The 14,218-nt window shown below is 31.1% G+C and carries 14 protein-coding genes and 1 pseudogene; 11 read left to right on the top strand and 4 right to left on the bottom strand.

The genetic code is table 11. The features are described 5' to 3' along the window. Positions 1-74: 74 nt before the first annotated feature. Positions 75-929 (bottom strand): annotated as a pseudogene (locus AC0LWJ_RS04140) (ISLre2 family transposase); the annotation flags it as partial. Positions 930-1,151: 222 nt separating this feature from the next. Between AC0LWJ_RS04140 and hprK the strand changes: the two are divergent. From hprK to galE, 5 genes are all read left to right on the top strand, one after another. Continuing rightward, the gene (hprK, locus tag AC0LWJ_RS04135) at positions 1,152-2,069 is read left to right on the top strand and encodes an HPr(Ser) kinase/phosphatase (protein ID WP_474237657.1); all 918 of its coding nucleotides are present in this window, start codon (positions 1,152-1,154) and stop codon (positions 2,067-2,069) included. A gap of 12 nt (positions 2,070-2,081) precedes the next feature. Then, positions 2,082-2,804: a phosphatase gene (locus AC0LWJ_RS04130; RefSeq protein ID WP_474237656.1), complete on the top strand. Its 723-nt coding sequence runs from the start codon at positions 2,082-2,084 to the stop codon at positions 2,802-2,804. A gap of 72 nt (positions 2,805-2,876) precedes the next feature. Further along, positions 2,877-4,439 (top strand): citramalate synthase, encoded by a 1,563-nt coding sequence (cimA, locus tag AC0LWJ_RS04125; RefSeq protein ID WP_474237655.1) that lies wholly within the window; start codon positions 2,877-2,879, stop codon positions 4,437-4,439. A gap of 120 nt (positions 4,440-4,559) precedes the next feature. Continuing rightward, entirely contained in the window at positions 4,560-4,787 is a 228-nt protein-coding gene (locus AC0LWJ_RS04120) for a hypothetical protein (RefSeq protein WP_284680868.1), read from the top strand. A 123-nt stretch (positions 4,788-4,910) separates the two neighbouring features. Then, complete coding sequence (gene galE / locus AC0LWJ_RS04115; RefSeq protein ID WP_474237654.1) at positions 4,911-5,897, top strand: UDP-glucose 4-epimerase GalE; 987 nt, start codon at positions 4,911-4,913, stop codon at positions 5,895-5,897. Between the two features lie 28 nt (positions 5,898-5,925). Here galE and AC0LWJ_RS04110 read toward each other — a convergent pair whose 3' ends face one another. Genes AC0LWJ_RS04110 through AC0LWJ_RS04100 form a run of 3 tightly spaced genes read right to left on the bottom strand, consistent with a single transcriptional unit; the run spans position 5,926 to position 8,904 of the window. Then, the gene (locus AC0LWJ_RS04110) at positions 5,926-6,471 is read right to left on the bottom strand and encodes a YkoP family protein (RefSeq protein ID WP_474237653.1); all 546 of its coding nucleotides are present in this window, start codon (positions 6,469-6,471) and stop codon (positions 5,926-5,928) included. Beyond that, the gene (locus AC0LWJ_RS04105) at positions 6,455-7,189 is read right to left on the bottom strand and encodes a polysaccharide deacetylase family protein (protein ID WP_474237652.1); all 735 of its coding nucleotides are present in this window, start codon (positions 7,187-7,189) and stop codon (positions 6,455-6,457) included. Before AC0LWJ_RS04105 ends, AC0LWJ_RS04110 begins: the two co-directional genes overlap by 17 nt. A gap of 56 nt (positions 7,190-7,245) precedes the next feature. After that, the gene (locus tag AC0LWJ_RS04100) at positions 7,246-8,904 is read right to left on the bottom strand and encodes a peptidoglycan D,D-transpeptidase FtsI family protein (protein ID WP_474237651.1); all 1,659 of its coding nucleotides are present in this window, start codon (positions 8,902-8,904) and stop codon (positions 7,246-7,248) included. Between the two features lie 197 nt (positions 8,905-9,101). On the opposite strand from AC0LWJ_RS04100, the gene AC0LWJ_RS04095 reads away from it, so the two are divergent. The 6 genes from AC0LWJ_RS04095 (at position 9,102) to AC0LWJ_RS04070 (ending at position 14,090) form a co-directional block, all read left to right on the top strand. Continuing rightward, entirely contained in the window at positions 9,102-9,653 is a 552-nt protein-coding gene (locus AC0LWJ_RS04095; protein WP_474237650.1) for an undecaprenyl-diphosphatase, read from the top strand. A 108-nt stretch (positions 9,654-9,761) separates the two neighbouring features. Continuing rightward, complete coding sequence (locus tag AC0LWJ_RS04090; protein ID WP_474237649.1) at positions 9,762-10,184, top strand: PaaI family thioesterase; 423 nt, start codon at positions 9,762-9,764, stop codon at positions 10,182-10,184. 34 nt (positions 10,185-10,218) lie between these two features. Continuing rightward, a complete protein-coding gene (locus AC0LWJ_RS04085) occupies positions 10,219-10,968 on the top strand; it encodes a cysteine hydrolase family protein (RefSeq protein WP_474237648.1) in 750 nt (249 codons plus the stop codon). Between the two features lie 202 nt (positions 10,969-11,170). Beyond that, positions 11,171-12,154, top strand: a complete 984-nt coding sequence (locus AC0LWJ_RS04080; RefSeq protein ID WP_474237647.1) for an acyl-CoA dehydratase activase-related protein — start codon at positions 11,171-11,173, stop codon at positions 12,152-12,154. Continuing rightward, on the top strand, positions 12,151-13,224 hold the full coding sequence (locus AC0LWJ_RS04075) for a hypothetical protein (RefSeq protein ID WP_474237646.1): 1,074 nt from the start codon (positions 12,151-12,153) through the stop codon (positions 13,222-13,224). Before AC0LWJ_RS04080 ends, AC0LWJ_RS04075 begins: the two co-directional genes overlap by 4 nt. A gap of 65 nt (positions 13,225-13,289) precedes the next feature. Then, a complete protein-coding gene (locus AC0LWJ_RS04070; RefSeq protein ID WP_474237645.1) occupies positions 13,290-14,090 on the top strand; it encodes a helix-turn-helix domain-containing protein in 801 nt (266 codons plus the stop codon). Positions 14,091-14,218 lie beyond the last annotated feature (128 nt).

Raw genomic sequence — 14,218 nt, 5'->3', positions numbered from 1 at the left:
TAGAGATTATTCTGATAATTTATGCGATGATAAAAATTCTTAACCGGCAGATAAGTTATTTTCGAGTGGACTCCTAGTACAAATCTTGATTTTGGTATCCATTCTATCCCTTCTTTTATCCATCTTGCTCCGTCTCCTGCTATGTATATCTTCTCTATTTTCTCTTCTTTGTAATTGTCATTTATGTAATTTGCTACATCTATCCATATGTCTTCTGGCTTTTGATCTACATATGCTTTGTAATAGATATTCTTTAGTTCAGACCTACCGTTCTTTTTTTCTTTGCCTTCATGTATGTATACAAGTCGTGGCATTTCTTTTCTCCCGTCTTGTAAGGATACGTGGTCTTCATCTGCTTCTATGTATAATACTTTTACTTCTTTCTTTTCTTCTATTTCTTTTTTTACTTCTACTTCTCCTATCTCTCTTATTGTATTTAATACTGTCTGCCTGCTTAATTCTACTGGACTTGCTTCTTTACTGCTTTTTTCATAGGATTCTTCTGTCGCCTTTTCTACTATCTTTACTTTTACTCCTTCTTCTACTCTCTCATGTCTCTCTATCCCTAATGCGTCATCTGTCAAGTATGTATATCTACCATCTTCTTTTGATTTGTAATATGTCCTTTTATATTTTATTTCTCCTACTGTTGTTATTAAAGTCTTTTCATCTTCTCTTTCTACTACCCATTTCTCTTTCCTTCTCTTGTCTTCTTTTATTATCTTATCTAATTCTTCTATAATTGCTACTATTGTTTCTATACCTAATTTGTCTACCATTTCTCTAACTTTTAATGAAAGTTCTGTTATATCCATCCCTTCTTCTAATAATTTTTTAAAAATTTCCCTTACATTATTGATGTAATTAGTTGCATTTTGTAGTATAATATCTTCAAACTTAATTTTTTTCACAAGAGACACCCCTTTCATGTTTTTTGTTTTTCCAAAATTCTATTTTATCACAGGGGTTGTCTCTTGTCTTTTATCATCTAAAAATCCTACGATAATTTTACACTATGCTTTAACTAATAATTTATGACCCTGTCTTATTTACTTATTTTTCAACTAATAATATAATATATAATATATAATAAAGCATAATACTATTTTACTGATAAGCATATTTTATAAAATAACAGGAGGTTTTTTTATTTGAACAGTATTTCTGTAGAAGAGTTAATTAAAGATTTTCAACTGGAAATAGTCGTATCACCTAAAGATAATAAAATAGATATATCTACAAGTGATGTTAATAGACCAGGCTTGCAATTTTCAGGCTTTTATCAGCATTTTGCATATGAACGTGTGCAAATCATAGGAAGGGTAGAAACAGCTTTTATCGATCAGATGGAAGATGATTTGCTTACTGAAAGAGCTGATAAATTTTTTGATTATCCAATACCATGTTTAATCGTAACAAGAAGTTTAGATATAAGAAATAATCTCATAAAAGCAGCCGAGAAATATAATAGGTATTTATTAAGAACAAAGGAACCTACGACAAAATTTATAAGTAAATTGATTAATTATCTTGAAGAAAAACTTGCTCCACAAATAACAATACATGGAGACCTTGTAGATGTATACGGTATTGGGGTGCTTATTTTAGGAGAGAGTGGGATAGGGAAGAGTGAAACAGCTTTAGAACTTATTAAAAGGGGTCATAGGCTTGTAGCAGACGATGCGGTGGAGATAAAAAAAATAAGCGATTATAAGCTTCAGGGAAGTTCACCTGAAATAATAAGACATTATATTGAAATCAGAGGTATAGGAATATTAGATATTAAGACACTTTATGGTGTAGGTTCTGTTAAAAATAGCATGAGTATTGATTTTGTTGTACAATTAGAAGAGTGGAATGAAGATAAATATTACGATAGATTAGGTCTTGAAGAGGAATATACCAAATTTCTCGATGTTCGTCTTCCAAAATTGACAATACCTGTTAGACCCGGAAGAAACCTTGCAATTTTACTTGAGGTTGCGGCAATGAATCACAGGCAGAAAAAAATGGGTTATAATGCTGCACATGAGTTAAATAAAAAATTATTGAAACAAATTTCTACATAAGGGGAGATTTAAATGAAGCTCGTTCTTGATACACATACACATACCATTGCAAGCGGTCATGCATATAGCACAATTATAGAAAATGCGAGGGAGGCTTCAAAAAAGGGGCTAAAGTTGATATGTATGACAGATCATGGTCCATGCATGTTCGGTGCTCCACACTTATATTATTTTGGCAATCTAAAGGTAGTACCATCTATTATTGAAGGTGTAGAAATAATTAAGGGTGTAGAGGCAAATATTATTGATACAAATGGAAAGTTGGATATTCCTGATAAAATTTTAGATGACCTTGATATTGTAATTGCAAGTCTGCACGAGGCATGTTTTGAATATAGAGATGTAGGAAGTAATACAAAAGCGTTAATTAATGCAATAAAAAATCCTTATGTTGATATAATTGGGCATTCTGGAAATCCTTTGTTTCCGATAAACATTGATGAGGTATTATTAGCGGCAAAAGAATATGATACGCATATTGAAATAAATAACAGCTCTTTCATTGTTTCAAGGGTTGGAAGTTGCGATAACTGCTTAAAAATTGCTCAAAAGGCTGCAAAAATAGGGGTAAGAATCTCAGTTGGAAGTGATGCACATATTGCATTTGATATAGGCAGATTTGATAAAGCATTAGAAATAATAGAAAAAGTAGGAATAAACGAAGATATGGTGCTGAATACGAGTGTTGATAAATTTAAGAAATACTTGAAGGGAAAAGGGAAATTGAAGGGTTAAAAAATGTATTGACAAACGGTTATTTTAATAATAAAATAAATCACAATATTTTCTGTTAGGGGGTAAAAATTGATGGTTTATATATATGATTCGGTTCTTAGGGATGGAGCTCAGTCTGAAGGAATTTCATATACTGTTGATGATAAATTGAAAATAGCGATGAAGCTTGATGAATTTGGAATAAGTTATATTGAGGCAGGAAATCCCGGTTCAAATCCAAAGGACGCAGAATTTTTTAAGAGAATAAAAAATGTAAAATTTAAAAATTCAAAAATTGTAGCATTTGGCAGCACAAGAAGACCTAAGATTAATGTTGAAGACGATAATAATATTCAGGCATTATTAAATTCAGGTGTATCAACTATATGCATATTTGGAAAATCATGGGACTTGCATGTTTCTGATGTCTTAAGGACATCTCGGGAAGAAAATTTAAATATGATTTATGATACTGTTAAATTTCTTACAGCAAAGGGCTTTCAGGTATTTTTTGATGCGGAGCATTTTTTTGATGGATATAAGGCAAATTCAGATTATGCTCTTAAAACGCTGAAAACTGCATATGATGCGGGAGCAGATTTTGCTGTTTTATGTGATACAAATGGGGGCAGTTTTCCGGATGAGGTCTATGAAATTGTTAAAAGTGCAAAAAAATTTATAGATATTCCCTTAGGTATACATGCTCACAATGATTCTGAGTTGGCGGTAGCAAATTCAATTGCTGCTGTTAAAGCAGGGGCGTCTATGGTACAAGGTTGTATGAATGGAATAGGTGAAAGAATAGGCAATGCTAATTTATGTTCAATAATTCCAGCATTACAGATAAAGCTACATTATAAGTGTATTCCTGAAGAAAATCTAAAATTATTAACAGAGGTTTCAAAATTTATTAGTGAAGTAATCAATGAACAGCATGATTCAAGATTACCTTATGTAGGTGAAAGTGCTTTTGCCCATAAAGGTGGAATGCATATTGATGCAGTTTTAAAAAATAGTAAGACATATGAACATATTGATCCGGAGCTTGTTGGTAATGACAGGAAGATATTAATGTCAGAAGTTTCTGGTAAGAGCACTATTCTTTCAAAGATAATGGAGATAGAGCCGACTCTCACAAAGGATTCACCGGAGACAGCGATGATTATTGAAGAAATAAAGAAACTGGAATATAATGGATATAAATTTGAAGGTGCCGAAGCATCATTTTATTTATTAGTTAAAAAGTTTCTTGGAAAATTTAAAAAACATTTTGATATTAAATATTTTAAGGTTATTGATCAAATTCCATGGGAGAACGAGACAAGTGCAACAGCAATGGTAAAGATTTCGGTCGATGGTATAGAAGAACTTACATCGTCAGAAGGAAATGGACCTGTAAATGCTTTGGACAAGGCATTGAGAAAAGCATTGGAATTGTTTTATCCGGTTTTAAAATCTGTTTCATTGACGGATTATAAGGTTAGGGTGTTAAATAGTAATGGTGCAACAGGAGCAAGTGTTAGGGTTATCATTGAAAGTACAGACAAAAATATGAATTGGAGTACGATGGGTGTATCTACAAATATCATACAGGCAAGCTGGGATGCTCTTATTGATTCTATTGAGTATAAGCTTAATAAAATTGAAGATGAATAAGTTTTTATGGAACATTAAATAGAATTAATTCATATGGTATAAGAGGTTTAATAATTTCCTCAGTATATATGTGAAATTGTAGAAATCTCATAATGTACCATATAGGGAGTGAAATATTCTATGGATGAAGTAAAGGAAAAGTTTGAAGAAGCATTACGAACATTGAAAGAAACCGTTGATGTATCTTTTAAAAAGTATGAAAAAGATAAAACAGTAAAAAATGAAATGGTTAAAATGTGGCAGGATACGATCAGCAATTTTCTGCAATATGCTGTAAAAACCAGTGAGAAACATCAGTCAAGGGATTTATACAGGTCAATAGCAAGAGCCTTGATTTTTGGTAAATAAGTTTTAAATGCTCAACAAATCAAGTTGGGCTTTTTTGTTTTTTATAAAGAAGGATTTTTTTGTTTAATATAGAATTATAATAATATTGTATTATTAAATCTAAAAAGCAAAGGAGCAAAAAACATGTCTATTCTTGTTTGTGGTGGAGCAGGTTTTATCGGCAGCCATACCGTTTTAGAACTTATTAATAGAGGCGAAGAAGTAGTTATAGTAGATAATCTTGTAACAGGTCACAAAGAGGCTGTTCTAAGTGGAAAACTTTATATAGGCAATTTATGTGACAGTGAATTTATGGATAAGGTATTTAAAGAAAATAAGATTGAAGCTGTTATTGATTTTGCAGCATTTTCCTTAGTTTCAGCAAGTGTAAAACAACCACTTGATTATTACGAAAACAATGTTTATGGAACACTTTGTCTTTTAAAAAAAATGAAAGAATATGGTATAAATAAAATAGTATTCTCATCAACTGCAGCAACATATGGTGAGCCTGAGTCAATTCCTATTAAAGAAGATGATAGGACACTGCCGACAAACCCCTATGGAGAAACTAAGCTGGCTGTTGAAAAGATGTTAAAATGGTGTGATAAAGCATATGGCATAAAATATGTTGCTTTGAGGTATTTTAATGTAGCAGGAGCGGATTTGAACGGTAGAATTGGTGAAGACCATAGACCCGAAACCCATTTAATTCCCTTAATATTACAAGTTCCATTGGGAAAAAGAGATAAAATTACAATATTTGGCGATGATTATCCTACGAAAGATGGCACATGTATTCGTGATTATATACATGTTTTAGACCTTGCTGATGCTCATATACGTGCTCTTAATAAATTGAGAAAAGACAATACAAGTACAATATATAATCTTGGAAATGGGGAGGGCTTTACAGTAAAAGAGGTAATAGATGTAGCAAGGAAGGTGACGGGGCATCCGATACCATCAGTTGTTGCAGAAAGACGGGAAGGTGATCCTGCTAAATTAGTGGCATCTTCTGAAAAAATAATTCGAGAGCTAAAATGGATTCCAAAACATAATACGCTGGAGGAAATAATTGAAACAGCATGGAATTGGCATAAAAACCATCCAAACGGTTTTTCGCACTAAATTAATATATATTATAACAAAAATACTATTAGTAAAGATTATTAATAGTATTTCTTGTTATAATGACATTTTTTGAGGTAAAATTTTTTGATTTTAATCTTTTAATACCATCCGGATGAAAAATTAAAAGAAGAAGTTTTTCATAAATAGAAAATATATAACGTACTAGCGGTGATCTAATTTCTCTAATCTCAAAGCCCAATTTATCAATGCCGCGATAAAATAAAGAATAAGCCATAAATACGTTTATATCATGAAATTCGGGATTTTCATTGATGATTCTTTTTAACAAATGTAAGGATTTTTTCAATTCTTTAACGGCTGTTATTCCTAAGTAAACAGAAGAGCTGTTATGAGATGAAATTTTTGAGAAAAATTTATTATTTAAATGCAATTCAATATACCTTTCACCATGTTTAAGAAGAGTGCCATCATTTAAGGTCATGTCTTTTCCACGGTATTTTTTTACAGCAATACGAAGGGCAAAATTTCCACCGTTAATATCTTGTATACCGTTAATTTTTGCAAAGAGGTCTTCCCAAAGAGACCATAAATATTTAAATATATTTTTCATTAAAATCACCCTCTGTAAAAATAAGTTTATTTATATCAACTATTTTTAGATTTTTTTCTTGTATGCCTTTTATTATATCTTCAAGTGCTTTAATCATGACACCGGGAGCTTTTTTATCTGATGCGATATTTGTGCTGCTGTCATGAAAGATGAGGATTTGCCCCGATTTAATTTTTTTTAATATATTTTTTACAATAATATCAGGATTTTTTACCTTCCAATCCCAACTCATATAACTCCATAAAACAATTTTCATATTGAGTTTCTTTGCAGATCTGTATACAAATAATGTAAACAATCCCCAAGGTGGTCTATAATAAGAAGGATATTTGCCAGTGATATTTTTTATAACTTCTATAGATTTAATAAACTCATTATAAGTGGCTTTTGGACCTAAGAACCAGTTAATATGATGTTTGTATCCATGGACACCTATTTCGTGACCTGATTCAACAATTTTTTTTGATAGATCAGGGTATTTTTCAACCTTATCAGCAAGCAGAAAAAAACATGCCTTAATTTTATATTTATCAAGTAATGAAAGAAGTATGGGTGTATATAAAGGGTCAGGACCATCATCAAAGGTTATTGATACACATGGAAAGTTTCTTTTACTTTTATATATAACATTATAATGGAATATTCGTCCAAGTAAAGTGGGAAGGAATGCAATTAATATAAGGTATATTATATAAATCTTTAACATGAATTTAAACATATCTTATACTTCCCCCTTAATATTCATTATATGTATTATTGCGAAAATTTACAAGGTTATTTTTCGACATTTAAGTATCTCAGCGAATTTGCCAGTATTTCTTGTGCTACAGGTGCTGCTATTTCACCACCCATATGTCCGTTTTTTGTAGGGTTTTTAATGACGATTATTACTGCAAGTTTAGGATTATCAACAGGTGCAAAACCTGCAAAGGATGCCGTATATTTGCCTGGTGAATAATTTTCCGTTGTTCCTGTTTTACCGCCTACTGTATATCCCGGTACCTGTGCTGCTTTTCCTGTACCTTCATCGACAACCTTTTGAAGCATGTATTTTAAGGTTTTTGATGTTTTTGATGATATAACTTGTCTAACAATTTGTGGTTTACATTCCTTAATAATTTTATTATTATCTTTTATTATTTTCACAATATTTGGTTTTACTAAATATCCACCGTTTATTGTAGCTGAAAATGCCGTTAACATTTGTAAAGGAGTAACAGCTATTCCTTGACCAAAGGAAATAGAAGCAAGGTCGATAGAATTTACCTTTTCAGGAGGAATTATCATGCCTTTTCCTTCACCTGGAAGGTCTATACCAGTTGGAGTACCAAAACCAAAGGCATGTATATAATCATATAATTTTTGCAATCCGAGTCTTTCTCCTATTTCCATAAAAACAGTATCACTTGATTTTTCAACCGCCTGAGCAAAATTAATAGAACCGAGTTTTGTCCAGCTGTTTATTTTGCGACCAGATACCATATAATATCCCGGGTCATAAAATTGTTCATCAGGTGTTGTTACTCCTTCTTCAAGTGCAGCTGAAGCAGTAACAACTTTAAAAACAGAACCTGGTTCATATATTTCGGATATTGCTGGATTTCCCCAGTATTTATTTCCATCGTTTTTGTTAGGTGAATTAGGATTAAAATCAGGTTTATTTGATATCGCCAAAATATCACCAGTTTTTGGATTCATAACTATTGCAGATATCCCGCCTGTAGGACTATATTTTTCATATGCTTTTTCTACAGCCTTATCTACATAACCTTGAATAACTGAGTCAATCGTTAAAACAATATCTTTTCCTTTTTGCGGTTTGTATAATTTATTTGGCAGACCTGTAGCTGTTCCTTCTGCATCTGTATTTGTTATTTCAAGACCGGGGATTCCTTTTAAATAATTATTACAAGAATATTCCAGCCCAAAAAGACCATCCCCATCAATACCTGTATATCCAAGGGTTTGAGAAAGCAAATTATTATCGGGATAACTGCGTATATTAGTGTCTTCAACATATATTCCGGGGATATTAAGTTTTTTTATTTTATTTGCATTATCAAAAGAAATTCCTCTTGATAAAACTGACCATTCTGAACCTTTGTTTGATAGGATTTTATATAATTTATTCCTGTCAATATTCAGATATTTATATATTTCATCAGATACCTTTCCGGGATATTTTATGTATTTAGGAGATGCGAAGACATCTCCAGCAGGTATATTTGTGGCTAATATACTTCCATTAATATCATATATAGTTCCCCTTTCCGGTTTTAATACTATATAGGAAGTTGTTTGTCTTTCAACTGCCATTGCAAGTTTACCCGACATAAATATTTGTATCCACGTTAGTCTTAATATTAGTAGAATAATTATAGTTATAAAAAACAATAAAATAAATAAAATTCGATTTTTTTTTAAGGCTGTCATATATGTATTCCCCTTAGCAAATGTTAAATATTTTTTAATATATATTATAATTCTATATCATTATATATTTTTTTTCAATGATGTTAGATGCTTAAATGTGAATAATATTTTTATAGATTTATCTAATCAAATTCTAATGAGTATCTAATTTAAATTTAATAATAAGGGCATAAAATACTTGGCAGAGGTGAATGGATATGAATTTAATATTGTTTCATTTTTTAAATGGTTTAGCCGGACATACTATAATTATAGACAAAATTATAATTTTTTTAGCTGTCTATTCTCCGGCTGTATATGTGCTTCTTATGATTGTGCAGTGGTTTCTATGTGGTGATAAGGGGAAAAAAGCTTCTGTAAAAGCATTCTTTGCAGCGGTTATTGCAATGGCTTTGAATTTAACTATATCTAAAATTTATTTTGAGCCAAGACCGTTTGTACATCATAAAGTAAATTTGCTGGTAAAACATCCTGCTGATGCGTCATTTCCCAGTGATCATGCTGCTTTTGGTTCAGCCTTAGCATTTACTGAGATAATGTATGATAAAGTAATAGGAAGTATTATGATGATTTTGACAATTATACTTCTTTTTGCAAGGGTGTATGTTGGGGTACATTATCCGATTGATATGATAGGAGGATTTCTTGTAGGTTATATAAGCAGCAAAATTGTAAAGTATGGAAGTTTTATATTTAATCCTATTGAAACATTTGTATTAAACATGTGGCATAAGGTCTTTTCAAATTAAATTTATTTGTATGGCTAATCGGCTTGTATTTAAAGGTAAGATTATCAATATTTTTTTGTATTATTTGTGGTATAATATATATTAATATATAGAAAAAGGGGTAGAAATATGGAAGCTGTAAATAATGGAATAGATAAAGAACTTTTCAATCAATTGGTAAAAATAAATTCTGAAACCGATTATCATAAGTTAATAGGGATGGATATAATCGAATTAGGACAGGGCTATGCTATTATGGAAGTAGAGATTAAGAATAAACATCTTAATATTTTAGGTATTGCTCATGGGGGAGTATTATTTTCCATCATGGATACTACTATGGCTATGGCGGCAAAAACCATAGGAAAGGATATAATATCTTTAGAAATGAATATAAATTTTATTTCCCCGGGAAAACTAAATGATAAAATAAGAGTGGTAGGAAAGGTGATACATCCAGGTAAAAAAACGACTATTACAATATGTGATGCTTATAATCAGCAGAATGTTCTTGTTGCATCAGCAAGGCAAACATTCTATAATATGAATTAAATGATGAAGTTTTCATTTGTGAGGAGGTAAAAAAATGAACTTTGATAGTTTTTTATATAATACAAGACCGTTTTTGAATTATCTCTTTGACTTTTACAGTAATCTTGACAATAGGAAACTTAGCGATATTATTAATGAAGCAGGTGGCGTAGAAAATGTTTCGATATTGGTTATTGATATGATAAATGGATTTTGTAAAATCGGACCTTTATCAAGCCCAAGGGTAGGTGGAATTATTGATCCCATCAGAAGGCTTTTAAATGCATCATATAGAATGGGAATAAATAATGTATTTTTCATAAATGATTCACATACATCACATGCCATGGAATTTTTGGATTATCCGGAACATTGCCTTAAAGGAAGCGAAGAAACTGATATTGTTGATGAAATAAGTGAAACGATAAAAGGAGAGCCTGTTATCTATGAAAAAAATTCTCTTAATATCTTTTTTGGCAATGAATTAGAAGAGGTAAATAATATATTTACAAAGAAAATAACGGAAATGCTAAAAATAGGCAAATCCACCTTTATAATTGTTGGCAATTGTACAGACTTATGTGTGTATCAGACAGCTATATCGATAAAAATGCTTGCAAATGCAAATAATCTCAAATCAAATATTATTATATCGGAAAACTGTGTTGAAACATATGATTTATCTGTTAAAGCAGCAAAATCTCTAAAAATAATGCCTCATGACGGTGACCTTATACATACAATGTTTTTATATCATATGAAATTAAACGGGATTGATATTTATAAGGATTTATTAGAGGAATAATCGTTTTTTTCGTCGGACTTGACTTGAAAATCGGAATGAGCAATCAAAAAAATGCAGGATAAAAATGATTTGACCTCCCGTAGGGATTTATTAGATATTTTTGTATATATTGTTACTTCATAGGTAAAAATAGGCATATATTTTTCAGTATTTATACTTGCTTAAAAATTTTAATATTGTTTTAAAGTGATGGAGGAATTATATGAATAAAAAAGTAGGAATACCTAAAGCACTTTTGTATTATAATTTTTATCCTGCTTGGAAGGTATTTTTTAACGAATTAGGGGCGGAGGTAATCACATCAGGGAATACATGTAAAAAAATAATTGACGACGGGGTAAAAAGCTGTGTAGATGAAGCATGTTTACCTGTCAAAGTATTTGTTGGACATGTCATCGATTTAAAAGAAAAGGGTGTTGACTACATCTTTATTCCTAGGATTGTAAGTATAGAACCGAAAAAATATTTGTGTGCTAAATTTCTCGGACTGCCTGATATGGTTAAATGTCTTGTACCGGATTTACCTGAAATAATCGATACTAAGATTGATTTATATAAAAATGATAAATCACTGATGAGGGAAATAGTACGTACAGGGGAGAAATTTGTAAGTGATAAGGCAAAAATATATACGGGGTATTATAAAGCACTTGAAATGCAAAATAATTTCGAGGGAATAATGAAAATGGGCTTTTCTCCAAATGAAGCCATAAAAAGCCTTGAAGGTGAGGATGTAAAAGTAACAAATAATGGAAATTTAAAGATTGCATTGTTGGCACATTCTTATGACATTATGGATGACTATATTTGTATGGGAATTGTAGATAGATTGCGAGAAATGGGAGCATTTGTTTATACCATAGAAATGGTTGAAAAAAATAAAATTGAAATGGGAGTTAGAAAATTACCCAAAGATTCTTTTTGGACATATGGACATGATATTTTGGGTGCAGGTCAATATTTTCTTGACAATAAAAATGTAGATGGAGTAATAACTGTTTCAGCTTTTGGCTGTGGACCTGATTCGTTGATAGAGGAAATTTTAGAAAGATATTATAAAAGAGATGGCAAAATTCCTTTTATGTCATTAACAATTGATGAGCATACGGGTGAAGCAGGTATACTTACAAGGCTTGAAGCATTTATGGATTTATTAAGGTGGAAAAAAGGAGAGATTGTTGTATGAAGATAACATATCCACATATGGGTCCACTTAATATAGCTTTGAAAACTATGTTTTCAGGTATAGGAGTAGATATTATTGAGCCTCCTCCAATTACAAATCGAACCTTATCCCTTGGCGTAAAATATTCTCCCGAATTTGCATGTCTTCCCCTTAAAATTAATCTTGGCAATTTCATTGAAACCTTAGAAAAAGGTGCTGATACTATTATAATGCTTGGTGGTGTCGGCCCATGCCGCTTTGGATATTATGGTGAGGTTCAAAGAGAAATACTTAAGGACCTTGGTTTTGATTTTAAAATGATAATTGTAGAGCCACCCCATGGAAGATTGGCTGATTTTTTAAAAGAGCTTTCAGAGGAATTTCCTGGTATTGGATGGCAACCAGCTTTGAAATCATTAATATTTGCGATACAAAAAATTTTTGCGGCAGATAAGCTTGAAAAACAGCTTCTTAATTATAGAGCTCATGAAAATGAAACAGGGCTTGTTACAAAGATTTATGATGAATATACAAAATTATTGGATGAATCTCAAAACAAAAAAGAACTTGATGAGGTATTACATGAAGGAATACTTAAAATGAAACGTAATGCAAATCGGATCAATGATATTCAAATTAAAGTAGCGGTTGTTGGAGAAATATATTTACTGTTAGAGGCTTTTTCAAATATGAACATTTGTAAAGCCCTCAATGAATTAGGGGTTGAAGTTACAAAAACAGAATATTTATCAGATTATTTAAAAAACAGTGCTTTTAAATTACCACAGAAATTAGAATTTAAAAAAAATGCTAAAGGATATCTTGAAAGGGATATAGGGGGACATGGATTAAATACTGTTGCAAACACGGTAAAGTATGCGAAAAAAGGTTATGATGGAATTATTCAGGTATTTCCATTTACATGCACGCCAGAGATTGTTGCACAGGGAATTATTGCAAAAATAGGTCGTGATATGAACATACCGGTAATGTCCTTAAGCTATGATGAAAATACGGGACAGGCTGGATATCAGACAAGACTCGAGGCATTTGTAGATTTACTTGCAAGAAAAAAGATGAAAAAAATATGATTTATTGGTATACTTATAATAGCATGAAGCAAATCTGTGTTTAGTATTTTTATGGGGTGATTTTCGTGAAGGAGTTAGGTGAATTTTTAAAAAATGAAAGATTAAAAAAAGGTATTACACTTGATGAACTGCAAGAGATAACAAAAGTCAGGATAAAATATTTAAAAGCTATAGAGGATGGAAACTTGGATGATATACCTGCACTGGTTTATGCAAAGGGATTTATAAAGAGTTATGCAGAGGCTGTCGGGGTTGATGCTAATGAACTTTTAAGCAAATATAATTATTTATTTGAGGAAAAAGAAGAAGCAAATAAAATTGAAGATGTTTCGACATATCAAAAGGCGGAAAAAAATTTCGATACTGCTGTGTTTTTGAGAAAATTAATTAAACCAATTATAGGGATAATTATAGTGGGTATTTTATGTTATGGAATATACTATATTGTTGCCCAGATAAATAAAGTGGTTACCCCTGTTCCAAACACAACACAGACAAATAAAAGCAACAAAAACAATTCTAATAAAACAACTGCAAATTCAGTGTATAATCAAAATGATTTTACAACTGCTTTGCAACTTGTAAGCAGTACAAAAAAGGACGTTGAATATAAGATTATAACTGCAAAAAAAACAAACAAGGTAGATATTTTTATTCCGGGGCAGCAATGCTGGTTCAGTATTAAAGCTGATGGTGCTAATGTATATGAAGGTACTCTGTATAACGGCATGTCAAAAAGCTTTAATATAAAAGACAATATTGAAATTTTGATGGGAAATCCCCCGGATGTTAAAATTACAGTAGATGGACAAGATATACAGAAAATCAGTATACCTGCACCTGTTACATTAAAAATACACAGATAGAATTAAAAGCAATATCATACCTCGCCTTAATTATAGTAACTAATTAAAAACGTATAGAATAATATATCATAGATATTGTTTTAAGTAATAAACAAATTATTTTCTGTATGTTTAAAAAATTTGGGGTG

It is taken from the genome of Aceticella sp. 75b-Ac (assembly GCF_056032965.2).
The sequence above is the reverse complement of the archived record's forward strand: the minus strand, read 5'-3'. Positions and strand labels throughout refer to the sequence as shown.